This is a genomic window from Allochromatium warmingii (assembly GCF_900107145.1).
GTDB lineage: Bacteria > Pseudomonadota > Gammaproteobacteria > Chromatiales > Chromatiaceae > Thermochromatium > Thermochromatium warmingii.
On the sequence record NZ_FNOW01000003.1, the window covers coordinates 55138 to 81347 of the forward strand.

Annotated in this window: 23 protein-coding genes; 8 read left to right on the top strand and 15 right to left on the bottom strand. The window is 53.5% G+C overall.

What is annotated here, in order from left to right; all coding sequences use genetic code 11:
* Nucleotides 1–6: 6 nt before the first annotated feature.
* The 3 genes from pstA to BLW10_RS01555 all read right to left on the bottom strand — a co-directional run bounded on the left by pstA (nucleotide 7) and on the right by BLW10_RS01555 (nucleotide 3845).
* Entirely contained in the window at nucleotides 7–1311 is a 1305-nt protein-coding gene (gene pstA, locus BLW10_RS01545) for a phosphate ABC transporter permease PstA (RefSeq protein ID WP_091331800.1), read from the bottom strand.
* Nucleotides 1304–2695, bottom strand: a complete 1392-nt coding sequence (pstC, locus tag BLW10_RS01550) for a phosphate ABC transporter permease subunit PstC (RefSeq protein WP_091331898.1) — start codon at nucleotides 2693–2695, stop codon at nucleotides 1304–1306. The genes pstA and pstC overlap by 8 nt, the downstream gene beginning before the upstream one ends.
* A gap of 106 nt (nucleotides 2696–2801) precedes the next feature.
* The gene (locus BLW10_RS01555; RefSeq protein WP_091331802.1) at nucleotides 2802–3845 is read right to left on the bottom strand and encodes a PstS family phosphate ABC transporter substrate-binding protein; all 1044 of its coding nucleotides are present in this window, start codon (nucleotides 3843–3845) and stop codon (nucleotides 2802–2804) included.
* Nucleotides 3846–4081: 236 nt separating this feature from the next.
* Here BLW10_RS01555 and BLW10_RS01560 point away from each other — a divergent pair, with 236 nt between their 5' ends.
* Nucleotides 4082–5266, top strand: a complete 1185-nt coding sequence (locus BLW10_RS01560; protein ID WP_091331803.1) for a glycosyltransferase — start codon at nucleotides 4082–4084, stop codon at nucleotides 5264–5266.
* On the opposite strand, the gene BLW10_RS01565 is transcribed toward BLW10_RS01560, so the two are convergent.
* Both BLW10_RS01565 and BLW10_RS01570 read right to left on the bottom strand, forming a co-directional pair.
* Entirely contained in the window at nucleotides 5242–5478 is a 237-nt protein-coding gene (locus BLW10_RS01565; RefSeq protein WP_091331805.1) for a hypothetical protein, read from the bottom strand. The two genes, BLW10_RS01560 and BLW10_RS01565, sit on opposite strands and share 25 nt — an antisense overlap.
* A gap of 112 nt (nucleotides 5479–5590) precedes the next feature.
* Nucleotides 5591–6349, bottom strand: a complete 759-nt coding sequence (locus BLW10_RS01570) for a queuosine precursor transporter (RefSeq protein ID WP_091331807.1) — start codon at nucleotides 6347–6349, stop codon at nucleotides 5591–5593.
* Nucleotides 6350–6363: 14 nt separating this feature from the next.
* On the opposite strand from BLW10_RS01570, the gene BLW10_RS01575 reads away from it, so the two are divergent.
* Nucleotides 6364–6711: a c-type cytochrome gene (locus BLW10_RS01575; RefSeq protein ID WP_091331808.1), complete on the top strand. Its 348-nt coding sequence runs from the start codon at nucleotides 6364–6366 to the stop codon at nucleotides 6709–6711.
* Here the strand turns inward: BLW10_RS01575 and BLW10_RS01580 are convergent.
* Genes BLW10_RS01580 through BLW10_RS01590 form a run of 3 tightly spaced genes read right to left on the bottom strand, consistent with a single transcriptional unit; the run spans nucleotide 6695 to nucleotide 8768 of the window.
* Nucleotides 6695–7498: a PP2C family protein-serine/threonine phosphatase gene (locus BLW10_RS01580; RefSeq protein WP_091331810.1), complete on the bottom strand. Its 804-nt coding sequence runs from the start codon at nucleotides 7496–7498 to the stop codon at nucleotides 6695–6697. The genes BLW10_RS01575 and BLW10_RS01580 overlap by 17 nt on opposite strands.
* 38 nt (nucleotides 7499–7536) lie before the next feature.
* A complete protein-coding gene (locus tag BLW10_RS01585; protein WP_091331812.1) occupies nucleotides 7537–8271 on the bottom strand; it encodes a DsbC family protein in 735 nt (244 codons plus the stop codon).
* A 14-nt stretch (nucleotides 8272–8285) separates the two neighbouring features.
* The gene (locus BLW10_RS01590; protein ID WP_091331813.1) at nucleotides 8286–8768 is read right to left on the bottom strand and encodes a YajQ family cyclic di-GMP-binding protein; all 483 of its coding nucleotides are present in this window, start codon (nucleotides 8766–8768) and stop codon (nucleotides 8286–8288) included.
* A 217-nt stretch (nucleotides 8769–8985) separates the two neighbouring features.
* Here BLW10_RS01590 and BLW10_RS01595 point away from each other — a divergent pair, with 217 nt between their 5' ends.
* On the top strand, nucleotides 8986–9429 hold the full coding sequence (locus BLW10_RS01595; RefSeq protein WP_091331815.1) for a YcgN family cysteine cluster protein: 444 nt from the start codon (nucleotides 8986–8988) through the stop codon (nucleotides 9427–9429).
* Here the strand turns inward: BLW10_RS01595 and trhP are convergent.
* Both trhP and BLW10_RS01605 read right to left on the bottom strand, forming a co-directional pair.
* The gene (trhP, locus tag BLW10_RS01600; RefSeq protein ID WP_091331816.1) at nucleotides 9371–10708 is read right to left on the bottom strand and encodes a prephenate-dependent tRNA uridine(34) hydroxylase TrhP; all 1338 of its coding nucleotides are present in this window, start codon (nucleotides 10706–10708) and stop codon (nucleotides 9371–9373) included. The genes BLW10_RS01595 and trhP overlap by 59 nt on opposite strands.
* Nucleotides 10708–11883, bottom strand: coding sequence for a ChaN family lipoprotein (locus BLW10_RS01605; protein WP_177168958.1), 1176 nt, complete (start codon nucleotides 11881–11883; stop codon nucleotides 10708–10710). Before BLW10_RS01605 ends, trhP begins: the two co-directional genes overlap by 1 nt.
* Before the next feature lie 114 nt (nucleotides 11884–11997).
* Between BLW10_RS01605 and BLW10_RS01610 the strand changes: the two genes are divergently transcribed.
* The gene (locus tag BLW10_RS01610) at nucleotides 11998–14094 is read left to right on the top strand and encodes a M1 family metallopeptidase (RefSeq protein WP_091331900.1); all 2097 of its coding nucleotides are present in this window, start codon (nucleotides 11998–12000) and stop codon (nucleotides 14092–14094) included.
* 149 nt (nucleotides 14095–14243) lie between these two features.
* On the opposite strand, the gene ileS is transcribed toward BLW10_RS01610, so the two are convergent.
* Entirely contained in the window at nucleotides 14244–17072 is a 2829-nt protein-coding gene (gene ileS, locus BLW10_RS01615) for an isoleucine--tRNA ligase (protein WP_091331820.1), read from the bottom strand.
* 162 nt (nucleotides 17073–17234) lie between these two features.
* Here ileS and sdhC point away from each other — a divergent pair, with 162 nt between their 5' ends.
* Nucleotides 17235–17615, top strand: a complete 381-nt coding sequence (gene sdhC, locus BLW10_RS01620) for a succinate dehydrogenase, cytochrome b556 subunit (RefSeq protein ID WP_091331821.1) — start codon at nucleotides 17235–17237, stop codon at nucleotides 17613–17615.
* On the top strand, nucleotides 17612–17950 hold the full coding sequence (gene sdhD / locus BLW10_RS01625) for a succinate dehydrogenase, hydrophobic membrane anchor protein (protein WP_091331823.1): 339 nt from the start codon (nucleotides 17612–17614) through the stop codon (nucleotides 17948–17950). The genes sdhC and sdhD overlap by 4 nt, the downstream gene beginning before the upstream one ends.
* Nucleotides 17951–17998: 48 nt before the next feature.
* On the opposite strand, the gene BLW10_RS01630 is transcribed toward sdhD, so the two are convergent.
* The 4 genes from BLW10_RS01630 to BLW10_RS01645 form a co-directional block, all read right to left on the bottom strand.
* The gene (locus BLW10_RS01630; RefSeq protein ID WP_091331824.1) at nucleotides 17999–20209 is read right to left on the bottom strand and encodes a RelA/SpoT family protein; all 2211 of its coding nucleotides are present in this window, start codon (nucleotides 20207–20209) and stop codon (nucleotides 17999–18001) included.
* Complete coding sequence (gene rpoZ / locus BLW10_RS01635; protein ID WP_091331826.1) at nucleotides 20196–20510, bottom strand: DNA-directed RNA polymerase subunit omega; 315 nt, start codon at nucleotides 20508–20510, stop codon at nucleotides 20196–20198. The genes BLW10_RS01630 and rpoZ overlap by 14 nt, the downstream gene beginning before the upstream one ends.
* Nucleotides 20511–20594: 84 nt before the next feature.
* Entirely contained in the window at nucleotides 20595–21266 is a 672-nt protein-coding gene (gmk, locus tag BLW10_RS01640; RefSeq protein WP_091331828.1) for a guanylate kinase, read from the bottom strand.
* Complete coding sequence (locus BLW10_RS01645; protein ID WP_091331901.1) at nucleotides 21263–22129, bottom strand: YicC/YloC family endoribonuclease; 867 nt, start codon at nucleotides 22127–22129, stop codon at nucleotides 21263–21265. The genes gmk and BLW10_RS01645 overlap by 4 nt, the downstream gene beginning before the upstream one ends.
* Before the next feature lie 194 nt (nucleotides 22130–22323).
* Here BLW10_RS01645 and BLW10_RS01650 point away from each other — a divergent pair, with 194 nt between their 5' ends.
* Nucleotides 22324–23235: a serine/threonine-protein kinase gene (locus BLW10_RS01650; protein ID WP_091331829.1), complete on the top strand. Its 912-nt coding sequence runs from the start codon at nucleotides 22324–22326 to the stop codon at nucleotides 23233–23235.
* A gap of 108 nt (nucleotides 23236–23343) precedes the next feature.
* Nucleotides 23344–26136 carry a phosphoenolpyruvate carboxylase gene (ppc, locus tag BLW10_RS01655; RefSeq protein WP_091331830.1) on the top strand — a complete coding sequence of 931 codons (2793 nt, stop codon included), beginning with the start codon at nucleotides 23344–23346 and terminating at the stop codon, nucleotides 26134–26136.
* The last annotated feature ends 74 nt before the right edge of the window (nucleotides 26137–26210 follow it).

The window sequence follows — 26210 nt, forward strand, 5'->3', positions numbered from 1 at the left end:
TCGGCCCTACCAGCGTCGCTCGAACCGGCGGCGCAGCAGCACAGCGGCCAGATTCATCACGAAGAGGAAGGCCAGCAGCACGATAATGGCCGCTGAGGTGCGCTCGACAAATCCGCGCTCGGGACTGTCAGCCCACAGAAAAATCTGCACCGGCAACACGGTCGCCGCATCGGTGAAGCCTTTGGGCACATCGACGATGAAGGCGATCATGCCAATCATCAGCAGCGGCGCAGTTTCGCCGAGCGCCCGCGCCATGCCGATGATTGAGCCGGTGAGGATGCCGGGCAAAGCCAGCGGTAGCACGTGATGGAACTGGGTTTGTAGCGGCGAGGCCCCGACGCCGAGTGCCGCTTCACGAATCGACGGCGGCACCGATTTCAGCGCCACGCGGCTGGCAATAATAATCGTCGGCAGCGTCATCAGCGTCATCACCAGCGCCGCAACTAATGGTGTTGAGCGGGGCACGCCAAAAAAGCCAATAAATACCGCTAAACCGAGCAGACCGAAAACAATCGACGGCACGGCCGCGAGATTATTGACATTGACTTCGATTAAATCCGTCCAGCGATTTTTTGGCGCGAACTCTTCTAAATAGAGCGCCGCACCGACGCCAATTGGGAACGATAAGAGGAACGTCAAAATCAGCGTATAGAACGATCCCATCAGCGCCCCGGCGATACCAGCCAATTCTGGTTCACGCGAAGTGCCATGCGTAAAGAAGATCGTATTAAATCGCTTGGCAATGCGCCCTTCAGCATCAAGCTTGTCAATCCAGCTAATCATTTGATCGCCGACGCGCCGATCCGATTCAGGCGCGTTGCGATCAATATAACCCTTGACGAGCATGTCAATATCATCATCGGCCAGAATCCACAGCTCTTGCGTGGTGCCGATTAGGCTCGGATCAGCCATTACCCGTTCGCGCAATAAATCCGGTGCGCCAACGCTAATCATCGACGTGAGCAAGCGGCGGTCGCGGCGGTCAGTGACTTCGGGGAACTGCTCGCGCAATGCTTCGCGGATCAGCTTCATATAATCCGCACTGGCCAGCGTTGCCGGATCGCGATTACCGTCTGGATCAATGGTCGCAGCAGCTAATTCAACCGGCAATTGAATATAGGTCTGCTGAAATGCCGTGTAACCCTTAAGAATGATGTCGGCAAATAACAGGATGACAAACACCATGCCCAGCGTAACTGCGGTCGCGCCAAGCCAGCGGAAGCGCCGTTCACGGGCATAACGCCGTTTTAGTGAGGCGTTGACAATATCAATAGCACGACGCGATGTCGTGTTAGTAGCTGGATTATTCATATTGCTCTCGATACTTGCGCACAATCGACAGCGCAATCACGTTAAGTGTCAGCGTGACCAAGAATAGCGTCAAGCCGAGTGCGAAAGCGGCAAGTGTTTTGGCGCTGTCAAATTCTTGGTCGCCAGTGAGCAGAGTCACAATCTGTACCGTAACTGTGGTCACACTGTCGAGCGGATTCGCGGTCAGATTCGCCGCCAATCCAGCGGCCATCACCACAATCATGGTTTCACCAATTGCCCGCGAGACCGCCAGCAGAATACCGCCGACAATCCCCGGCAGCGCCGCTGGAATCACCACGCGGCGAATCGTTTCCGATTGAGTTGCACCCAGCGCATAGGAGCCGTCGCGTAATGATTGTGGCACCGCGTTAATCACATCATCCGAAAGCGATGAGACAAACGGAATAATCATCACGCCCATCACTAATCCCGCAGCTAGGGCGCTTTCTGAGGCAACATCTAGCCCAAAACTCATACCCAGTTCACGAATAATCGGTGCGACGGTGAGCGCGGCAAAAAAGCCGTAAACCACCGTTGGAATACCGGCGAGAATTTCCAATGCGGGTTTTGCAATAGCGCGTACTTTGCGATGCGCGTATTCAGACAGATAAATCGCTGAGAGTAAGCCAATCGGCACCGCGACCAGCATTGAAATCAGCGACACCATTAGGGTTCCGGTAAAAAGCGGAATGGCTCCGAATGCACCGGATGCGCCGACTTGATCGGCTCGCAGCGCAATTTGTGGACTCCAATTGATGCCGAAGAAAAATTCCAGCGGCGAGATTTTCTGAAAAAAGAGCAGCGATTCAAACAGCACTGAGAGCACAATGCCCAGTGTGGTTAAAATCGCAATCGAAGAGAAAATAATCAGAATAACGGTAAAGGTCGCTTCAACGCGATTACGTGCCCGTAATTGCGGTTGGGTGCGCAGCCAAGCATAGGCTAAACCCGCGACCGCGACCGCTAATACTACCGCCCACATCGACCACTGCGACAGCGTATTTAAACGCATGTATTGATCGGCGGCGGATTGAATGTCAGGCGTAACTGCTGTTGAAACGATATTGCCGGTCGCTAAATTGCGCACATCGTTAATCAGCAGCCCTAAGCGTCCATCTGATAAGCCATTGATTAATTCGGGTGGCAGATGCGTTGTAACTAAACTGATGATGATCTGATCCTGAAAACCAGTCCATAGCGCCATCAGCAATAAGGCCGGAATTCCGGCCCAGAGTGCAGCATAGAGTCCGTAATAGGTCGGCAGCGAATGTAACTGCTTGATTTGAGACGGGCCACCGGCGCTCTGAATGGCGCGTCGCCGCCCGATATGATAGGCCCCGGCCATGACCGTGAGCACGACGAGCATGAGGATCCAGGAGTACATCGAAATCTCGTCTGGGGGGGGTGAAAATACACGCCGATGCCCGAGCGAATCGAGCATCGGCGACTAACAGGAGGTGTTTGGTGTGTACCGAAACACAGTTCCCGCCTTAGTGAGCGGGCTTCTCCATCGGGGTGAGCGACTGCGCCGATTGCGCAACCGCAGCGCGATCATCGTCCGGCAGAGCAATCAGACCCTTGTCAGCTAGATAGCCGTCTGGCCCCCAAGCTTTGTCGCTGGTGAATTCTTTGACAAATTCTTCGATGCCCGGAATCGTGCCAACATGGGCGTTCTTGACATAGAAATAGATCGAACGCGATACCGGATAGGAGCCATCGGAGATGCTGTCATAGGTCGGCGCAACGCCGTCGATCTTCGCGCCCTGCACCTTGTCGGTATTTTGATCGAGGAAGCTATAGCCGAAGATGCCGAGGGCATTCGGATTCGCCGTCAGCTTCTGCACGATGAGGTTATCGTTCTCACCGGCTTCCACATAGGCACCATCTTCGCGCACCCCGTGACACACGGCCTTGTGCTTTTTCTCTTCGGTCTTTTTCAGTGCTTTGATTTCGGGGATGCTATTGCAGCCGCCTTCCATTGCTAATTCAACAAAGGCATCACGGGTACCGGAGGTGGGCGGCGGGCCTAATACTTCGATCTTGGCATCTGGTAATTCAGCATTAACCTCTTTCCAAGTTTTGTACGGATTCGGCTCAAAACCGCCTTTGCCGTCTGGAATATCTTTCGCCAGCGCCAAATAGAGGTCTTTAAGCGTTAAATCGAGCTGTGCTGTGGACTTGGAATTAGCAATAGCAATGCCGTCAAAGCCGATCTTGACTTCGGTGATGTCTTTCACACCCGCTTCTTGACAGGCATCAAATTCGCTCGCTTTCATCGCCCGCGATGCGTTAGTGATGTCAGGATGATCGACCCCGACGCCACCGCAAAACAGCTTCATGCCGCCGCCGGTGCCAGTGGATTCAACTTTTGGTGTTTTAAAATTCCCGCTCCGTCCAAAGGTCTCGGCGACAGCGGTCGAGAACGGGAACACAGTCGAGGAGCCGACGATATGGATGGAATCACGGGCCATTGCTTGAGTCGAAAGCGTAGTGACAGCCAGGGTAACAGCCGCCGCGATCAGGGTTTTATTCATCACGTTAAGCATCTCTATGGAGTGGACGAAATCGCACAGAGCGGTATTGTCGTTACACTGGGTTCCGATTGTATGAAGGCAAGATGACGATTGCGTGACAGCACGCGCAGCATGTAAACGCCCGACTGAGCGCCAGCGAGCGGGTGCTAGGCGGGCGCAAATCGAGCGGATGCAAAGCGACCGTATCCGGTATGATCGGCAAATTTTCGGTTTCGGGACACTGATCTATGCGATCCATGCGCGTTTTAATGATTTCGGATGTGTATTTTCCTCGCGTCACCGGCGTTTCGACTTCGATTCAGACCTTTGCCCGCGAACTCGGCGCACTCGGTCACAGCGTGACCGTGATGGTGCCCGATTATGGCGCACGCGATTATGATGCCGGGACGAATGAAGCGTTTGAGATCATTCGCATTCCCTCGCGTTATTTGCCGATTGATCCAGAAGATCGTATTTTGCAGCCATTTAAAATTCGGCGGCTCACCGAAACCCTGCGGGCGCGTCAATTCGATTTGGTGCATATTCAAACGCCTTTCATTGCGCATTATTCCGGGCTGGCGCTGGCAAAACGCCTTGGCGTTCCAGTGATTGAAAGCTATCACACTTTTTTTGAGCACTATCTCTATCATTATGTGCCCTGGGTGCCAGCAAGCTGGATGCGTCACGCAGCGCGGCATTTCTCAACGGCGCAATGTAACGGCGTTGCCGGACTGGTTGTGCCCTCACAAGCGATGCTCGCTGTATTGCGTGAGTATGGCATCAACACCCCCGCCGAAGTCATTCCAACTGGGATTGATTTAAAACAGTTTAGTCAAGGTGATGGGTACCGCTTTCGCACGCGCTATGGTATTGCTCCAGAGCGTCCAGTCTTAGTTTTAGTGAGTCGTTTGGCGTTTGAGAAAAATATTGCATTTATTCTCAAAGCACTGGTGCGCATTAAAGCCGAAGTGCCGAATGTTTTACTCGTGGTTGCCGGTGAAGGGCCAGCACAACAGGAATTGACGCGCTTGGCAGAACAGTTAGGGCTAACCAATCACACCTTGTTTCTGGGTTATTTAAATCGCGATGGGAGTTTAGAAGATTGCTATTGCGCTGGTCAGGCATTTGTATTCGCGTCGCGCACGGAAACGCAGGGCTTAGTATTGCTTGAAGCGATGGCACTCGGCGTGCCCGTAGTGTCAACGGCGGTGATGGGCACTAAAGAAGTGCTCGGCGATGGTCAGGGCGCACTGATTGCCGAAGAAGATGAAGCCGATTTTGCCTGCAAAGCCGTGCGTTTGCTCACCGATGCGACCTTGCGTCAGCGTTTGGCCGCCGACGCTGTGGCCCATGCGCGGGAGTGGTCAGCGCCGGTGCTGGCCGAACGCTTGGCGCAGTATTATGCGCAGATTGTCGCTCAGGCTAATACATCAAGGATGTAATTTGACAGATCGTGATCGGCCTGAATGACCTTGGCCGAGGCTTGGACATGACGCAAATTTTGCGTCTGTTCAAGCAGCGGCTGACTAATATCGCGTTCGCTGGTGCCTTCAAATTGACGGGCGCTGGCTATTTCAGCCGCATTGACGTTCATCGCATCTAAATGACGGTTCATGCTAACCCATGCTGTATGCGCGAAAATACCGGTAACCATGTGCAATTCTCCATTTAAGCCTGCGTTTTAAAGTGAGTGTAGTCCAATTCCTGCACCATGGCGGGCAAAACGACCCATTTGCAACGCATGTACCATCAATCTGCGACCGCGATCACAGTGCAGCAGCACGAGCGCGGAGCTGTGCGGCCGATTCAGCACCCAAATAGCGATCAATCAGCGCCCGTCCCACATATAGCAGTGGTGTTAAGGCAATAGCCACGATCAATTTATAGCCATAATTGACCGTACCGACTGCCAAAAATAATTCTAGCGACCACTGCTGCGGCCCAAGCACAAACGCGATATACAGCACCACAAAGCTGTCGATACATTGCGATACCAGCGTTGAGCCAGTCGCCCGCGCCCAAATCAAACGCTCACCAGTCCAGCGGCGGATACGCTGAAACAGGCTCACATCAATCATCTGGCCAATTAAAAATGCCAGCACCGAGCCGATAATAATCCACATCCCCTGACCAAAGATGGCGCTAAAAGCCGCCTGCATATCAGGAACGCCCTGTTCGGCTTGAATGCCAACCCACCAATCGGCTGGCGCGAGATGAATTGACAGATAGGCAAACGCGAATGCGTACAGAATCAGACCAACGGTTAGATAAGAAAGCAATTGAATGCTACGCCGACCATAATATTCATTCAGAATATCGGTCATTACAAACACCACCGGCCACAACAACACGCCAGCGGTAAAACTCAACGAACCGGATTGACCGAATACCTGCCAATTTAATGGCATCATGCCGAGCGTTGTTTCAAGGGCAAAAATCTTGACCCCGAATAATTCGGCGATGAGGGCATTGGCAACAAAAAAGCCGCCAAGCACAATAAACAGGATAGTCGAGCGTTCAAACATGCCGAGGGTATTTTATGAGACTGCACAGACGCGATTGGCTGATGATTAGCCTGACTGGGTTGTTGAGTGCCTGTGAACCCGAACCCCAAGCGGTCAGCGATTATCCGGCGCTTACCTCAGGCCAAAAACTCTATGACTGGCATTGCGCGACCTGTCATCGTGATCGCGGACGCGGGAATTTTCTCAAAGGCGTGCCTTCCGCAGCAAACTATGCCCAGCTTGAGCTATCGGCCTTTACGACGATCATTCAGGGCCATCAGCGCCCGCCCAATACGCAGATGCCATTTTTTACGCACATGCCGCGTTTTCAGGTCGAAGCCATCGCCTATTATTTGCGCACCCAACTTAATCACAGGCCGTAGCCGTTGCGACTCGCGCACCAATACGCAAGAGCGCGAGCGTGATATTGTCATTTCCGCCGCGTTCATTGGCTAATTGCACCAACGCATCGGCAGCGGATTCGAGCGCATCAGCATGATCGATGGAACTAAGCAACTGCATTAACAGTTCATCCGGAACCAATCCGGTTAAACCATCGGTGCAGAATAAAAATAAATCACCGCTTTCTAGGGCAATGACATTTGACGCCACTTCGACATTTGGCACTGAGCCGAGGGCGCGGGTTAAAATATTGTCGCCAATACCATAGCGCCGCGCATCTTCACGCGAATTAAAAAAGCCTTGATCGATAACTTCCTGAATAAAGGAATGATCGCGGGAAAGCTGGCTAAATTCCGTGCCGCGCAGCCGATATAACCGCGAATCGCCGACATGCGCGAACGCCAGCCAGTCCCAACCCACCGCGCCGACGACCACTGTCGTGCCCATGCCCGCGCATTCAGTGTGATCTTTCGCATGAAGCAGCAGAGTGATATTCGCTTCTTCAACCGATGCGTGTAAATATTGACGCGCTTTTTCGGCTGTAGGACTGGCGCTCGGACGACGCTGGAACCGCTCGCCGATAGTCGTGGCGGCCAGTTGACTGGCGATATTGCCCGCCGTCGCGCCGCCCACCCCATCGGCAACAATCACCAATCCGAGTTCGGGATGCACGGCTACCGCATCCTCGTTGCGTTGACGCACGCGACCTTGATCGGTGCGCCACGCCAATTCCAGAGCAAAGGCACTGATGGGCGTGGATGCTGCCATCACGACCTCCTTGAAAGATTCCGGAAAGATTCGGGCAGTCAACTGCCGCTGTCGCCATTGAGGCGGGCCGCCAAGCGTTTGGGTTCGACATAGCCGGGGATCATTTCGCCCTGATCGGTGATAATCGCCGGCGTGCCGCGCAGTCCCAGCTCTTCAGCAAGCGCCATGTGTTCGTCAATCGGATTATCACAGGTCTTAGATGCGATCTGTTTACCCGCTTTAGCTTGCGTCATGGCCGAACGCCGCGCAGCGGCATCGCCAGCACACCACACGGATACCGCTTCATTAAACGCCGGGCTACCCTGACCAGCACGCGGGTAAAACAGATAACGCACGCGAATGCCTTCCTGTTCATATTCAGCGAGTTGGCTATGTAATTTGCGACAATAGCCACATTCAATATCAGTAAATACGGTAATCGTATGCTTGGCCTGTTGCTTACCAAATATCACCATAGCCTCTTCACCGACCGCATCAATGAGTTGCTTCCGTGCTTCAGCCATACGCGGTTCGGTTAAATCTTCGCGGGTTTTTAAATCGACAATATGCCCGCTGATAAAATGACGGCCATCAGCCGTGACATACATTAACTCTGACCCGGCCATGACTTCATAGAGTCCTTTAATTGGCGCAGGCTGAATCTGGGTGATCTTTAATTCGGGCGCGATGTCTTTTAGCGCAGCGCGAATCGTATCTTCTGGCCCAGCAACTGTCAGACCACTGACTAATAATAGCGCGGTCGCGGTCAGCAGGCGGTGATTAACTCGCTTCATAGTAGATTCAAACCCTAATCGCGGAAATTGTTAAACTGTAATGGCAATCCCCAGTCACTACCGCGCAATAAAGCAATGATTTCTTGTAAATCATCACGCTTTTTGCCAGTAACGCGCAGTTGATCGCCCTGAATTTGCGCCTGCACTTTAATTTTGCTCGCCTTGATCGCCTTGACCAATGTTTTGGCGGTGTCGCTATCGACGCCCTGTTTGAGCTTGACCTCCTGACGGGCGCTACTCAAATTGGTCACCGGGTCAGCCGGATCAAGGCTGGCGAGGTCAATTCCGCGTTTGACCAGCTTCTGGCGTAGGATATCCATCATCTGCTGGAGGTGAAATTCTTGCTCGCCGGTGAGCAGAATCAGGTCGTCGCGCAGTTCAAAACTCGCGTTGACGCCCTTGAAATCAAAGCGGGTGCCGATCTCGCGGTTAGACTGATCGACCGCGTTGCGCACCTCTTGCAGATCGATCTCGGAGACGACATCGAAAGAAGGCATGACGTGTAAAACTCTCGGCAAATAGTTGAAGCATTCGGGTGTAACAACAGCGCCGATCTTAACCCATTCGACGGCATTCTGGGCGGTGCAATCGGTGTGCGCGTGACGTGTAGCGGTGTGATCAGCACGTTCTGTCGCCGAAGCGAAGCGGCACTCAGCGAATTGCGAGCGAATTTTCAAAACCTATTTCGTTATTCAAGATGCGGAATGATTCACGATGACTGATGTAGCCTTACCGTTCTGGGAAATAATCCCTTTAACTGAATTAAGCGCCGAACAGTGGGAAACCTTATGTGATGGTTGCGGAAAATGCTGTCTGGAAAAATTCGAGGATGAAGAAACCGGAAAAATTGTTTATTCGCGGGTTGCCTGTGCTTTGCTCGATTTAAAAACCTGCCGCTGTCGGCATTATGCTGAACGCTCACAATTGATGCCTGATTGCGTCACCATTGTGCCGCAGGTCTTAGCTTGGCCGAAATGGTTGCCGGAAACCTGTGCCTATCGGCGATTAGCGGAAGGCCGACCGCTGCCGCGTTGGCATCCGCTGATTACCGGCGATCCTAATTCTGTCGTGCAAGCTGGGCAAAGTGTACGCGGGCGCGTTATTGGGCCGGAGACGGGTGAAGATCCGTTGATGAATTTGATTGATTGGATTCAGTAGGCAGGGGCGTATATTCGCGTGTCAAGAGCGCATAATCACCCACCGCATTCGGCATAGGAATCCGCACCTGCCAGCCCGAACCGGGTGCAACGGCTAATGGCTCGCCGTTTAAATGATGCAACTGTTCTAATTGAAAACGCTGATTACCCTGCGGTGTCAGCAATTCCAGCGTATCACCGACGGCGAAGCGGTTTTTGACTGTGACTTCAATCCATCCGGTTTCGGCATCACGCACATCACCGACAAAGATTTGACGCTGATGACGCGATACCCCATCACGATAATTCTGCGTTTCCTGTGGTGCGTGACGCCGATAAAACCCTTCGGTATAGCCGCGATTCGCTAATCCTTCTAAATCGCGTTTTAATTCAGATCGGAATGGTCGGCCGGCTAAGGCGTCGTCAATCGCGGCGCGATAGGCTTGGGTAGCGCGTGCAACATAATAATGCGATTTGGTGCGTCCTTCGATTTTCAGGCAATCTATGCCCATTGCTACTAAGCGTGCAACATGCTCAATCGCGCATAAATCGCGTGAATTCAGAATATAGGTGCCATGCTCATCTTCAAACATCGGCATATATTCGCCAGGACGCTGGGATTCTTCTAACCAATAAACTGCTTCGGCGTCTGGATGACGCGGCGTGATCGCTGGACTATCGGTGATCTCTGCGAGTCGATATTCCCAACGACAGGCATTGGTACACGCCCCTTGATTGGCGTCACGATGATTAAAATATCCAGATAACAAGCAGCGGCCTGAATATGCAATACAGAGCGCCCCATGAACAAAAACTTCTAATTCCATTTCGGGGCAGGCATCACGAATCTCCGCAATGGCGGCCAGTGATAATTCACGCGAAAGAATCACACGTTGTAGTCCCTGTTGCTGCCAAAAGCGCACCGCAGCAGCATTGACGGTATTTGCTTGAACGGATAGATGAATCGGTAAATCCGGCCAACGTTCACGCGCCAGCAGAATTAACCCAGGATCGGCCATAATTAAGCCATCTGGCGCTAATTCGACAATTGGCTGCATATCGTCGATAAAGGTTTTGAGCTTGGCTCCGTGCGGCATGAGATTCGCCGCTAAATATAGGCGCTTGCCCAAACGATGGGTTTCAGCAATACCGGTCGCTAAATTGGCTAAATCAAAGTCATTATTACGCACGCGCAAACTATAGCGCGGCAGACCGGCATACACCGCATCGGCACCATAGGCAAGCGCATAGCGTAAATTGCGCAGGGTACCGGCCGGAGCGAGGAGTTCGGGCGTGCGCATCAGTGCAATTCCACTTCAACTGTCAAGGTTTCATCACCGCCGAGCATCCGTGACCGCACCGCCTCGACGCGCACGCGCTGGCCCGGCGTGGCGTCGAGCAACACTAAACGCATATCGGCATAGCGGGTGATCGGCTGCTCGGCGACGCGCACGATCCGATCCCCGATGGTTAGTCCAGCGGCCTGAGCGCCGCTGGGTTCGGCAAAACCTTCAATCAGTACGCCGCCTTCGGGCGCGGGTTGGCCGAGCAATACGCCGAGTTTGCCGGATTCGGGCAGCGCAACCGGCTCCGAATAGAGGAAAAAATCAGCCATTTCGTGTTCGGGTGTCCGACCCTGACCGTTGAGGATGGTCGCCATCGCCAGCGGTAGCCGCCGCGCCAGCCGCTTGGGGATGCCTTGACCGTACTCGATATGTCCGCTACCGGCGAGGATGACCAGCGTCGTCTGCGGGTGTTCGCGCAAATAGCGGGCGGCGCGGTCAGCCATGCCCTCATCCCAGAGCAGTTGCACTTCCAAAAAGTGTTCAAACTGGTGCTGTTGCTCAGGCGGATGCTGTTTGAAAATCGCCTCCAGTCGCGCCCGATAAGCCGCGTCGGTGCGTTCGATGGCGGGCAGACGCGCACGGTTGGCGTCGCTCAAGCTGGCGATACCGCCATCACCAACTTGACGTGTGAGTTCGGATTCGAGATTAAGCGCAATCAGCGGAATCCGCTGCGCTCGCGCCAGCGTCAAAATCGGGCGATAGAGCCGATAATCGAAGCGCCAGCGGTCAAAATACTCGGTGCGGCGCAATAATTCGGCTTCATCAATCGCGCCGGAAACATAGGCATCGAGCGCGTCCTGATGCGGTTGCTGGAACATTTCCAGACCAATCGCCAGCGAACGTCCACGCGCCAGCAGCCCCTCAATGATCGCAGTCTGATTAAGATGATCGGCATAGCGGTCATGTTGCTCGCCGATACACAGCACGCGCCGATCCGCTACTTGATCGATGAGCGCGTTCAGATCGGTCAGCGGGCGGCTGGCGAGCACCCGCGTCGGGTTGTTCGCCAACGCACTGGCCCCATTTTGACCAGTCAGCGCCGCCGCCGGATGCGGATGGTTTTTGTCAGCGTCCACGTCCGCCTCAGCCAGCACCAGCGTACTGGCACCCAGAAGCAGGGCTGCAAGCATCAATCGGTTATTTGAGCACTGCCACATACGCCTAATCTGCCATGTCAATTTAGGGTTTCAATGAGCACGATTCGTCACCGCATCCAGCCAAGCACGCAGTCGCGACACGATACCATGCCCGCTCGTCGTCACGCGGCGGTCTGGCTGATCGGTCTGTTCACCGCGCTGTTATTGATGAACAGTCCGCCGCTGCTGGCCGCGCCGCCACTGATTGCCCATCAACTCAACGTAGAAATTGATCCCGCTGCGGGGCGCATCGCGGTGACCGATCAGATGCGGTTGCCGGAGACGCAAAACCAGTGGACAGTGCTGCTACATCGCGGACTGAATCCGCAGATCATCGACGGCACGGCGACGCTGACGCCAAGCACGAGCTTCGGGCATCTGGTCGCGTATCGCTTAACACTGCACACGCCCGAGGCGGTCACATTGCGATATAGCGGACAGATCCAGCACGCGCTCGAACACATCGACGCGCATCTCGGGCGAACGCATCAGCACTCACTGGGCACCATCGCGCCCGAAGGCGTGTTTCTCGACGGCAGCAGCGGCTGGTATCCGCGTATTCCTGAGACCTATCAACAGTTTACGCTCAATATACAACTGCCGGTCGGATGGTCAGCCGTCGCTCAGGGCGCGGGCACGACCGATCCGACAACCGGTCAATCACAGTGGTCAGAATCGCAACCGCAAGATGATCTGTATTTGATGGCGGGGCGTTTTCAAGTTTATCGCCAACGCGCTGCCGGTTTAGCGGCGGAAGCGCAAGTCTATTTGCGCGAGCCGGATGCCGCATTAGCAGAACGCTATTTAACGGCAACGCTAGAATTACTCGCATTTTATAGCGATTTAATTGGCCCCTATCCGTTTGCGAAATTTGCGCTAGTTGAGAATTTTTGGGAATCTGGTTATGGAATGCCGTCATTCACTGTGCTTGGCCCACAGGTCATGCGCTTGCCGTTTATAGTCCAGACTGCTTATCCGCATGAGATTTTACATAATTGGTGGGGCAATAGCGTTTATATTGACTATGAATCTGGGAATTGGAGCGAAGGACTCACTAACTATCTCGCCGATTATTGGTTTATGGAACGTAGCGGCCGGGGCAGCGAAGGACGCCGCGATCTACTCAAAAGTTTTGCTGATTATGTGCGTCAAGCGCGTGATTTTCCACTGACGCAATTTAAGCAGCGGCATGGTACAGCGAGTCAAGCGATTGGCTATAACAAGGGCGCGATGGTATTTCACATGCTGCGGCGTGAACTCGGCGATGAACACTTTATTCAAAGTCTGCGGCAATTTTATGCCGATCATCGCTTTCGCGCCGCTCATTATGCCGATCTGCGCCGCGCATTCGAGACTGTGAGTGGACGCGATTTACAGTCATTCTTTGCAACTTGGATCGAACGCAGCGGAGCGCCACAGCTTGCATTAGCGGATATTCAAACCCAGCGCACCGCGAGCGGTTATCGAATAAGCGGTCGGATTCAGCAAACGCAAATTACGCCACCCTATCCACTCACATTACCGCTTGTGATTGATCTGGAATCCGCTGCACCGCACCGCGAACTAATTACAATGACTGAGCGTGAGCATAGTTTTGATTTAGCACTGAGCACACAACCCAAGCGGCTCCAGCTCGATCCTGAATTTGAAGTCTTTCGTGCGTTAGCGCCAGGGGAATTACCCGTTACCCTGAGTAATCTATTTGGTGCCGAACAGGGCTGGATTTTAATTCCCGCTGCTGCGCCGGAACCCCTGCGCTCGGGTTATCAACACTTAGCTGAACGTTGGCAAACGGGTCATCGCGGATGGCAAATCCGCGAAGATCGAGCGTTCGATCAATTACCAAGTGATCGTCCGGTATGGTTATTGGGCTGGGAAAATCAGCATTTTGCGACCTTTGCGGATCATGCAGCAGATTTTACAGTGACCCCGACAGCGCAGTCTCATACACTCAAATTCAATAGGCTAAATACACCGCCATTTAATTCAGCGACGGATAGCTTGGTCTTAACACGCTGGTTTGATCATACGGCTGTTGCTTGGATGGGTACGCATGTAGCAGATGCGCTCCCCGCATTAGCACGCAAGCTCCCGCATTATGGCCAATATAGCTATTTGAATTTCAGTGGCGCTGAAGCGACTAATCAGCTTAAGGGGCAATGGCCGTCTGGGGAATCGGCGCTGTCGGTGCGATTGGAGCCGTAGTTTTCGCCATACATGACTTTAAAATCAATTATGGCGGCTCTCAAAAGAGTAAAAGGGCCGCCATCTTGATTCAAAATTAGGTTACTTTAAAACGCTTTGTGCGTTTAGCGTGCTGTGCGGTTCAATTCACAATTCACCTAAAACGCATTTCAGGCAAATCGCCGCACCTCACCCGCACCGGCGACATTCTCAGCACAGCGCCCGCACAATTCAGGATGCGCAGTATTGATGCCAACATCAGCACGATGATGCCAACAGCGCACGCATTTTGTCTGTTCTGAGGCGATGACCTGCACGGCTAACCCGTCTAATTCCGTTGTCACCGCTGTTGCTGGCTGTTCAGCGAATGAATGCAAGCGCGTTTCGGAAACAATCAACGCAAACCGCAATTCATCGCCTAAACACTTTAATACCTCCAGCAGCGCATCAGAACAATACAGATCTAATTCCGCATCGAGCGATGAACCAATCGCACCAGCTTTGCGGGCTGCTTCTAACGCTGGGCCAATCGCCAAGCGCACTGCAATGATCTGTTCCCAAAAGGCACGATCCATTGTGTCAGTCTCATCAAGCGCATTTAATCCGCGATACCAGGTTTCAGTAAAAATGGTCGCTGACCGCTCGCCTGGAATGGCCGTCCAAATTTCATCAGCCGTAAAACTCAAAATCGGTGCCAGCCAACGGCTCATAGCCTCGATGATGTGATACATCGCAGTTTGACAGGAACGACGCGGCAGGCTATTCGCTTGCGTCGTGTATTGACGATCCTTGATAATATCAAGATAAAAGCCACCAAGATCAACCACACAGAATTGTTGCACCTTTTGATAAATCAAATGGAATTGATAATCACGATAGGCGGCAATAATATCCTGTTGCAGCCGATAGGCGCGATCAACTGCCCAGCGATCAAGTGCAAGCATCTGTTCAGGTGCAACAGTATTCACCGCTGGATCAAAACCATGCAAATTCGCTAACAAAAAGCGGGCGGTGTTGCGAATACGGCGATAGGCGTCTGCGGTGCGTTTGAGAATTTCATCACTGACGCTCATTTCACCACGATAATCGGTTGCAGCGACCCACAGCCGAATAATATCCGCGCCCAGCGTTTTCATGACCGCTTGCGGGCTGACAACATTGCCTTTGGATTTCGACATTTTTTCGCCTTTTGCATCCACGGTAAATCCGTGAGTAAGCACTTGGCGATACGGTGCGCGGCCGTACATAGCAACCGAGGTCATCAGCGAAGATTGAAACCAACCGCGATGTTGGTCAGAACCTTCTAAATATAAATCCGCTGGTGCGCTTAAATCGCTGCGCGGTTCGAGCACACACGCATGTGTCACACCCGAATCAAACCAAACATCGAGCGTATCCTGTACCTTGTCATAGAGCGCACCTTCATCAGCTAATAAATCCACTGGCTCTAAGGCAAACCAGGCTTCAATGCCATGTTTTTCAACCCGTTTGGCAACTAATTCAATCAATTCAGCGGTACGCGGATGTAATGCGCCGGTTTCTTTCTGAACAAAGAGCGGAATCGGAACACCCCAAGTACGTTGACGCGAAATACACCAATCCGGTCGCCCGCGTACCATGCCTTCAATGCGACTCTGGCCCCAATCCGGCATCCAGCGCACATCGGTAATTTCCTGCAAGGCTGTATCACGCAAACCCTGTTGATCCATGCTGATAAACCATTGCGGGGTTGCGCGGAAAATAATCGGCGTTTTATGTCGCCAGCAATGCGGGTAGCTGTGATTAAAGCGAGTTTCGAGCAAGAGTGCGCCATGCTGTTTTAAGACTTCAACCACATGCTCATTGGCTTTAAAAACATGCTCACCCGCAAAAAGCGGTGTATGAGGTAAAAAGCGCCCATCGCCACCGACTGGATTATCAACTAATAGGTTATAGCGTTGACCGACTAGATAATCTTCCAGACCATGACCGGGCGCAGTGTGAACGGCTCCGGTACCTGCATCTAAAGTGACATGCTCGCCGACAATAATCGGTACTTCACGCGCATAAAACGGATGTCGCAATAAGACGCCTTCAAAATCAATCCCGCGCCCATAGCCGACGACGCGATAATCCTGAATACTCCAACGATCCATTGTGTCTTTCAGCAAGCCTTCTGCAACCATCAGCCGTTCGCGGCCGCATTCGGTGACGGCTTCAACAATCACGTATTCTAATTCCGGATTGAGTGCGACGGCTTGATTGGCGGGCAATGTCCAGGGCGTAGTTGTCCAAATGACAACCGAGACTGGCCCTTCACCGCATCCATTTGGGCTGCCGTGACAGCGTAATTCCAAATTTGCCGGATCAATGACCGGAAACCGAACATCAATCGCAATGGATTGTTTATCAGCATATTCGACTTCCGCTTCAGCTAATGCTGAACCGCAATCAATACACCAATGCACTGGCTTTTCGCCTTTTTGTAAATGCCCATTGGCAATTATCCGCCCAAGTGAACGGATGATGTTTGCTTCAAAGCCAAAATCCATCGTTAAATAGGGCTGCTCCCAATCACCGAGCACGCCAAGTCGCTTAAAATCCGTGCGCTGTTTTTCAACCTGTTTGTGGGCATATTCCCGACAAGCAACGCGAAATTCAGCGGCACTGATTTTATGTCCGGGTTTGCCGTGTTGTTTTTCGACCTGTAATTCAATCGGCAAGCCGTGACAATCCCAGCCGGGCACATAGGGGGCATCAAAACCGTCAAGTGTGCGGGCTTTAAGAATGATGTCTTTTAAGACTTTATTGACCGCGTGACCGATATGAATTTCGCCATTCGCGTAGGGCGGGCCGTCATGCAGAATAAAGGTCGGCGCACCGGCGCGAGCGGCGCGAATTTGGCTATAGACATCCAGCGCCTGCCAGCGTTGGAGCAGCTCCGGCTCACGCTGAGCGAGGTTGGCTTTCATGGCGAAATCGGTTTGTGGAAGGTTGAGCGTAGGCTTGTAGTCGGTCACGGGAATGCGATCCTGAATAGAACAATGCGGTGTCACGCTGGACGGTTAAGCGTGCAAGCTACAAGTGGGCGTGTAGAGAATCAAGCGATACGTAACAGTTGCCGGATAGGGCGCTCTGTCGCTATTCTGTTGCATTACACACATACGCGAGGTGCGTTTCCGATGTCCCGTGTGCGACCGGTGTTTCTTGATCTGCGGCGGATTGCGCTGCCGCTGCCGGGGCTGGTCTCGATTCTGCACCGCGTCAGTGGCCTGTTGCTGGTGCTGGCGCTGCCCAGTGTGGCCTGGTTAGTTGAGCGGGCGCTATCGGGGCCGGAGGGCTTCGCGGTCGTGGTTGTCATGCTCGATGCCTGGCCTAGCCGCCTGCTACAAGGCGTGTTGCTGTGGAGCCTGCTGCATCATCTGCTGGCCGGTCTACGGCATCTGGCGCTTGATCTCGGTTGGGGCTTGGAACGTGTGATGGCGCGGCGCACGGCGTGGCTGACGTTGGTGACGGCGCTGGTGCTGCTGGTTGGTTTTCTACTGGTAGGGGGGTGGCGATGAGCCGTCATGCTTCGGGGTTGATGGCGTGGCTGATGCAGCGGGCGACGGCGGTATATTTGGCGCTCGCGGCGCTGTATCTACTGTGGTTCGTGAGTGTCGATCCGCCTGCCGATCATGCGGCGCTGGTGGCGTGGATCAGTCAGCCGCTGGTCAGGCTGGGGGTGTTGCTTGCGGTGTCGCTGTTGGTCGCGCATAGCTGGGTGGGTGTGCGCAATGTGTTAATGGATTATATTCACCCGCTGTGGTTGCGTTTGGCGCTGTTGCTGCTCGGCGGCGGGCTGGTGCTGGCCTCGGGGCTGTGGTTGATGTGGGTGGTGATGGTTGCTGGTGTGTAGATGCTGTCTGCATTGTTAAATAAAATCTTGTCAACCCTAAATCATCCTTTAAGAACGCGACACCCGCGTCAGCCGATCAACAAATGACACCAGCCGCACCCGTCGCATAATTCGCGCTAAATGCGCACGACTTTTGACTAATAACCGAAATTCTAAATCGGTCATCACGCCATCTTTTTCGACTGTTTGCACATGCTCAATATTTGAGCCAAGTTCGGAAATCACCCGCGCAATTTCGGCTAACACGCCGCGCCGATTTGTCACCTCAACGCGAATTTCCGTGGCAAATTCTCCCTCAGGTTCAAGTGACCATTCGACATCAAGTTGTTTTTCGTGCTTGCCTTCTAAACTGGCGAGATTACGACATTCAGCGCGATGCACGACAATACCGCGCCCGGGACTAAAAACCGCTGTAATGGTATCGCCAGGAATTGGCTGACAACAGCCAGCAAAATGCACCACTAAGCCTTCTGTGCCGCGAATAGCCAAGCGATGTGGATGTACATCAGGATGGGCGTTGCCGGTCGTTGCCGCTTCTTCCGGTTCAACACTGATTAACCGCCGCGCAATTAACGGGGCCGGTCGATTGCCGAGACCAATTTCGCCAAATAAATCCTCAAGATGTTCTAAACGCGCTTCTTCTAAATAGGCCGCTAAACGCACCGGTTCCAGTGTTTCAATATCTGCGCCAAGTGCGGTTAATTCCGCGTTTAATAATCGCCGCCCCAATACTTGCGCTTCACGTTGCTGAATACTTTTTAGATGACCGCGAATATTGACCCGCGCCCGCGCCGTGACAACAAAATTCAGCCAACCTGGATTCGGGCGTGCGCCGGGGGCAGTGATAATTTCAACCGTTTGACCATTGCGCAATGGCGTGCTCAATGGTGCCATGCGCCGATCAATTCGGGCGGCGACACAGGTATTGCCGACATCGGAATGAATGGCGTAGGCAAAATCAACCACGGTTGCGCCCCGCTTGAGCGATAAAATCCGCCCTTTGGGGGTAAAGACATAGACCTCATCGGGAAAGAGATCAACCTTGACGTGTTCGAGAAATTCGACCGAATTACCGGCTTCGCGCTGCATTTCCAGCAAATTTTGCAGCCAATCGGCAGCGAGGCTGGCCGGATTAGCACTGGTTTGTACGCCGCTTTTATACATCCAGTGCGCGGCAATTCCAGATTCAGCTAACCGCTGCATGTCTTCGGTACGAATCTGGATTTCGATTTGCATTCCCTGCGGGCCAATCAGTGCCGTGTGCAAGGATTGATAGCCATTAACTTTGGGAATGGCGATGTAATCTTTAAAACGCCCAGGAACGGGTTTATAGAGATTATGTACCAAACCAAGCACGCGATAACAGGTATCAACGCGATCAACTGTGACGCGAAAGGCAAAGACATCAGCTAATTCAAAAAAGCCACGTGATTTATCGCGCATTTTGCGATAAATGCCATAGAGATGTTTTTGTCGCCCTTCGACCGCACCAGCAATGCCTTCTTGTTGTAAGGCTTGACGCAAGGCAGTTTCCACCAGCGCGACCATTTCAATCCGCGTGCCGCTACTGCGTCCTTGCAGGGTGCGTTGAATCACGCGCCGTCGCCACGGCCAATAATGGGCAAAACCTAAATCTTCTAATTCAATGCGAATCCAATTGATCCCGAGGCGATTTGCTATCGGGGCGAAGATGTCGAGTGTTTCACGCGAAATGCGCCGACAGGCTTCCGGACTCATTGCATCAAGCGTGCGCATGTTATGCAGGCGGTCGGCAAGCTTGATGAGAATGACCCGAATATCACGGGTCATTGCCAATAGCATTTTTTGCAGACTCGCCGCCTGCGCTTCGGCACGCGAATTAAAATCCAGCTTGGTGAGTTTGGTGACGCCATCGACTAATTCGGCCACCGGCTCCCCAAATAAGGCCGCGACCTGTTCTTTACCAATCGGCGTGTCCTCAATGACATCATGCAGCAAGGCGGCAATTAAGCACTGATAATCCATGTGCATCTCTGCCAAAATCCGTGCCACCGCTAACGGGTGATAAATATAGGCTTCACCCGATTTGCGCGTTTGGCCTTCATGCGCTTCGGCCCCGAATAAATAGGCGGCATAACAGGCTTGAATCTGCTCCGGCGGCAAATAGGTCGCCAGATCAGCGCAAAAATCGCTGACCAGATAGCGCGTGATGGCGACGGGTCGGCTCACGGCGGGTGCTGGAGCCGACGGCGGGGCGCGGGGGTCGTCAGTCTTTGTCATCCTTGTCCGCGTCGGCATCAAGCCCAATCAGTGGCATGGTTGCGGCCAATTCGACGGCCAGCGCCTGTTCGAGCGCGGCGGTGGTATCGGCGCTTTCGCGCAGGGCATCCTGCATCATCGCTTGGGTGATTTGACCGGCGGCGATTTCGCGCAGCGCCAGCACGGTTGGTTTATCCAGCCCTGGGGCGACCAGCGACTCGACGCCATTGGCGAGTTGACGCGCACGTTTGGTGGCCAAAAGCACCAGATCAAAACGGTTATCGACGTGTTCGAGGCAATCCTCGACGGTAATACGGGCCATGCCGCGCTCCTGTGATGCAGTCTGTTAGCGGTTGTTAATCAGAGAGATTGGAAAGATTCGAGAGAGTCGTGCGCGTCGTCACCTTCACGCTTCAAGCGGATCGAGCAATGCAGCCAGACGCGGGCGCTGGTAGGCAAGCCGCTGACGTTCGGCGGTGATAATCGCCGTGAGCGCCGCGAGCGCCCGCTCAAAGCGGTCGTTGACGACTAAATAACTGTATTCGGCATAATGGGTTAGCTCATCGCGGGCCTGCGCCATGCGGCGAGCGATGATTGCTGCATCATCAGTGCCGCGTCCGCGCAAGCGGCGTTCGAGTTCGGCGATGCTTGGCGGCAACACAAAAAGGCCGATGGCTTCGGGGAACTGGGTGCGCACCTGACGTGCGCCCTGCCAGTCGATTTCAAGGATCACATCCTGACCGGAAGCCAACGAGCGGTTGACATCGGCGGCGCGGGTGCCGTAGTGGTTGCCGAACACCTCGGCATGTTCCAAAAACGCACCAGCAGCAATCTCGCGCTCAAACTGGGCGCGGTCAAGAAAGTGATAATGCACCCCATCCTGTTCGCCGACCCGCGCCGTGCGCGTGGTGCAGGAAACCGACAGCACCAGCCCCGCGACCTGTTCGAGCAGTGCCTTGACCAGACTGGTTTTGCCGGCTCCAGATGGCGCTGACACGATAAACAAGATGCCGCGTGCGGGCACAGTCGCTGCCAGTGTCTGATTGCGGTGCGCCTGACTGATTTGAGCCTGATTCATTCTAGGTTTTGCACCTGCTCGCGCATCTGTTCGATCAAGACCTTCATCTCGACGGCCTCGCGGGTGATCGACACATCCGCCGATTTCGAGCCGAGGGTATTGGCCTCGCGGTTGAGTTCCTGCATCAAAAAGTCGAGCCGCCGCCCGACTGGTTCACGACGCTGCAACACATCACGCACTTCATCAAGATGTGCCGCGAGCCGGTCGAGTTCTTCATCAACATCGAGGCGAGCGGCGACCAGCGCAATTTCTTGCTCCAGCCGCAGCGGATCGAGTTCGGCGCGTAATTCGCTCAACCGCTCGGCCAGCCGCTGGCGCACGCTCGCGAGCATTTCGGGCAGTCGCTCACGCACGCGGGCAGTACACGCCTGGAGCCGATCACAGCGGTCACGGAGTACCTGCGCCAGCCGCTCACCTTCGCGGGCGCGGGTCTCAAGCAGCGAATCGAGCGCCTGATCGAGCAGCGTCAGCGCCATCTGCTCTAACTGGCTCAGATCGGTTTGCGGCTCATGCAGCACTCCGGGCCAGCGCAACAGCTCAAATGCCGTCGGCTCGGCTGGCCGCCCCAGCAGTTCCGCGAGTTCTTGCCCAGCGGCTAATAATTGCGCAACAAAGGGGCGATTGAGCTGGAGCGCATTCGGCGTACCCTGCGCCGGAATATAGCGCAACTGACCATCCAGCTTACCGCGTTGCAGCCGCGCTGCCAGTCGCGCCCGCACCTGAGTGTCGAGTCCGCGCAACTCTTCGGGCAGTCGCAGATGCGGCTCGAAAAACCGATGGTTGACCGTGCGTAATTCCCAAGTCAATTCACCACTCTCACCCGTCTGCGTGACGCGGGCGAACGCTGTCATACTTTTAATCATTGTGTGTTTATGCAACTCGTCGAGGCGGGAATCTGGGTCAAGCGGCACAACCGGATCGGGCGCAGACACAACAGACGCAAAAGACACAAAACCAACCGCGATTGACCCAGACTGGGTTTATCATAAATCTAGCACGCAGTATACCGCGTCTTTTTATCCGCTTAATCTTTGCATGGAGTCGCACCGCCGCGATCATGGCCGCCGCACGAGAGACGCTTACACCAGGCACCCAAGTGGGCGCGTATCGCATCATCAAACCGATTGCGAAGGGCGGCTTTAGCCTGATTTATCTCGCCACCGATGAGGACACGGGCGAAGAAGTCGTCATCAAAGAGTATATGCCCAAGAAGCTGGCGCGGCGCGACGTGCAGCAACGTGTCGTGCCGATGAGCATGAGCTATGCCGAAAGTCTCCATCATGGGCGCAAGCTATTTTTTCAGGAAGTCAAGGCGCTGGCCTCGCTGCATCACCCGAATATTGTGCGGGTGCTGGCGTTTTTGCTCGCCAATGACACCGGCTATATGGTCATGCCCAACGAGCGCGGGCGCAATCTTGGTGCCTATTTGCAGGAGCGCAAAGGCGGCTTGAGCACCTCGTTTTTGCTCGATGTGTTTGTGCCGGTACTCGATGCGCTGGCGCTGATGCACCGCCGCTCGATGGTGCATCTCGATGTCAAACCCGGCAACATTCATCTGCGGCATGGCAACATGCCGTTGCTGCTCGATCTCGGTGCCGTGCATCCGCTCAATCGCAGCCGCTCGCGGGGCGGTCAGGTCATCACCGCCGGTTATTCGCCGCTCGAACAATATTTTCGTGATGGCGAAGTCGGCCCCTGGACAGATGTGTACGCAGTCGGGGCCAGTCTGCGCACCTGCATGGACGGGCACACACCGCAACCGGCGCCGGAGCGTCAAAAAGATGACCAATTGATCCCAGCAGTTGACGCACTCAAAGACCGTTATCCCGAGTTTTTGCTCAACGCCGTCGATTGGTCGATGGCGATGGATCCAGCGCGTCGCCCGCAGGATGCCGAAGAACTCTTGGTCACGCTGCTGCCGCATCTCGATGACACCTATCGCACGCGGCGACGCGACGCGAGCGAATAATTCATCTAGTCAATACGCTTGCTTCGCGTCAGCGCGTGCATTCCAAACCTCTTTTTTCAGTTGGCTTAATCATAGCCAACCTCAACGCTTTTGGATTGTTGATTTGTTATGAACGAACATCCCCATCATTCCATGCTGGAGCGTGATATCCAGCTTTATACCGCACTCTTAGGCGAGGTCTTGCGCGAACACAGTCGCAAGCGCGTTTTAGTCATTGTCGAGCGGTTACGCGATGGATTTATGCAATTGCGCGAACGTGAAGATCCCGACTTGCGCGAAAAATTGATGAAACGCATCGCAAGCTTGGATTCACAGACGCTGATTGAAGTGATTCGCGCTTTTACCCTATATTTTGGGCTGGTGAATGTCGCTGAAGAATTAAACGCGCATCTGGCACGTATGGATCAAATCGCCGCTGGCCAGCGATTATGGATCGGTTCATTTGATGACACCGTGCGCCAATTTAAAGCCGATGGCATCAGTCCTGAGCATTTTCAAAGTTTGCTTGAGCAATTAGTGTATTTGCCGGTTTTTACCGCCCATCCGACTGAAGCCCGTCGCCGCACCGTTGCTGAAACCTTTCGCCGCTTATTTCTCGCTGGACAAGATTTACACCGCCTCAAGCTCAACGAAGAAGAGCTAGAAGATAAACTTCAAGACATCCTGACCCAGATTCAGATTTTATGGAAAACGGACGAGGTGCGCGTTCATAAACCGCAGGTCACGGATGAAATTCGTCGAGGACTGTATTTTTTCCGTGAATCTTTATTTGAAGCCGTGCCCAAAGTTTATCGCTTTTTAGAAAAAGCGGTGCGGCGCAATTATGGTACAAGCTGTGGCATTCAGGTGCCGAGTTTTATTCGCTTTGGTTCGTGGATCGGCGGTGATCGTGACGGCAATCCATTCGTCAAACCCGAAATCACCGAATTAGCTGTGCGGATGCACGCGGAATTAATTCTCGAAACCTATCTAGTGCGTTTAAATGATCTTAGTCGTGTGCTGAGTCATTCAAATACCCTCTGTCAACCCGCGCCAGCATTTCTCGATAGTCTCGATGCGGATGAAGAATATTGGCTCGGCGTGATGGGACAGCGCCAGCGGCGGTTTCTTTCTGAACCCTATCGCCGTAAATTGGCGCTGATGGAACATCGACTGCAAGCTAATCTCGACCGCTTACGCTGTCGTTTAGACGGGCGTGATGCCGGTCATTTACCCGATGGCTATGCGAGTGCAGCGGCATTTTTAGCTGATTTGCTGCTGATTCGTGATTCACTCATTCATCATGGTGATGCCAGTGCCGCTGCCGGTGCCTTGCAAGATCTCATTCGCTTAACTGAAACCTTTGGCTTTCATTTAGTTCAGCTTGATATTCGCCAAGAATCCACCCGCCATACCCAAGCCGTTACAGAACTTTTTGCCCGTCAACCCGGCGCACCCTTTTATCAAGCGTTCAGCGAAGAACAGCGGTTAATGGCGCTTGCCGAAGCCATTGCTCATCCGCATCCATTCGTGATTGATAAAGCGACATTAACGCCTGAAACCCGCGAAACGCTGGAAACCTTTGAAGTCATAGCACGGATGCGTGCTGAAATTGACGCACGGGTATTCGGTCAATACGTGATTTCCATGACTCATGCGGCGAGTCATGTCATGGAAGTGATGTTATTAGCGCGTTTAGCCGGATTAGTGGGAGTTGATAATCACGGTTGGTTTTGCACCCTGCAAGTCTCACCGCTATTTGAAACGATTGAGGATCTCAGCCATATCGATCAAGTGATGAGTCGGCTGTTTGATGATCCGACCTATTTGGCGCTATTACGGGCATCCGGTAATCAACAGGAAGTGATGCTCGGCTATTCGGATTCCTGTAAAGATGGTGGGATTCTCGCCGCAAGCTGGAAACTGTTTGAAGCACAGAAAAAGATCATCGCTTTAGCCGATGATCGCGGTGTGGCCTGTCGTTTATTTCACGGGCGCGGCGGTACAGTTGGGCGCGGTGGTGGCCCGACGCATGAAGCGATTTTAGCTCAGCCGGTTGATACCGTACATGGTCAAATCAAATTCACCGAACAAGGCGAGGTCTTATCCTATCGCTATGCTAATCCCGAAACGGCACGCTATGAATTAACACTCGGAATTAGCGGTTTAATTAAAGCCAGTCGCTGTTTAATTGAACCGCCCGAACCGGAACGCCGCGATTATCTCGCTATTATGGATGAATTAGCGCGTTATGGTGAACACGCCTATCGTACATTGGTACGCGATACCGATGGTTTTCTCGATTATTTCTATGAATGCACGCCACTCGATGGCATTGCGCTTCTGAATATTGGCTCACGTCCCGCACATCGCACCAAAGCAGATCGGTCGCTGGCGTCAATTCGTGCGATTCCCTGGGTATTTGGTTGGGGGCAGGCGCGAGTCACCCTGCCAGCTTGGTTTAGTATTGGGCAGGCGCTTGAACGCTATCGCGGTAATGATGTTGCACGCTTGGCGAAGCTGCAAAAAATGTATCAAGATTGGCCGTATTTTCGGGCGCTCTTGTCGAATACACAGATGTCGCTATTTAAAGCTGAGATGCACATTGCCCGCGAATATCTGCGATTAGCGGAAGATCGAGAACAGGCGACCGTGATTTTAGGTCTGATTGAAGCGGAATATCAGCGCACGCTGGTGCAGGTACTCAATGTCGCTGGATTACATGCGCTGATGGATGAAACACCTGAATTGCGGCATTCACTTGCGCGGCGCAATCATTATCTCGATCCACTGAATTATATCCAGATTGTGCTATTAGAGCGGTATCGCTCGGAAGCAGATGCAGCGCGGCGCGAAGAATGGCTTGATCCGCTGTTACGCTCAATCAATGCGTTAGCGGCGGGGATGCGGAATACGGGATAAACCAAATAAAGCAGATAAACAGCATAACGCCGTGAAGTGTCGGCTTCACGGCGAGTCGGATCAGATCAGTTCAG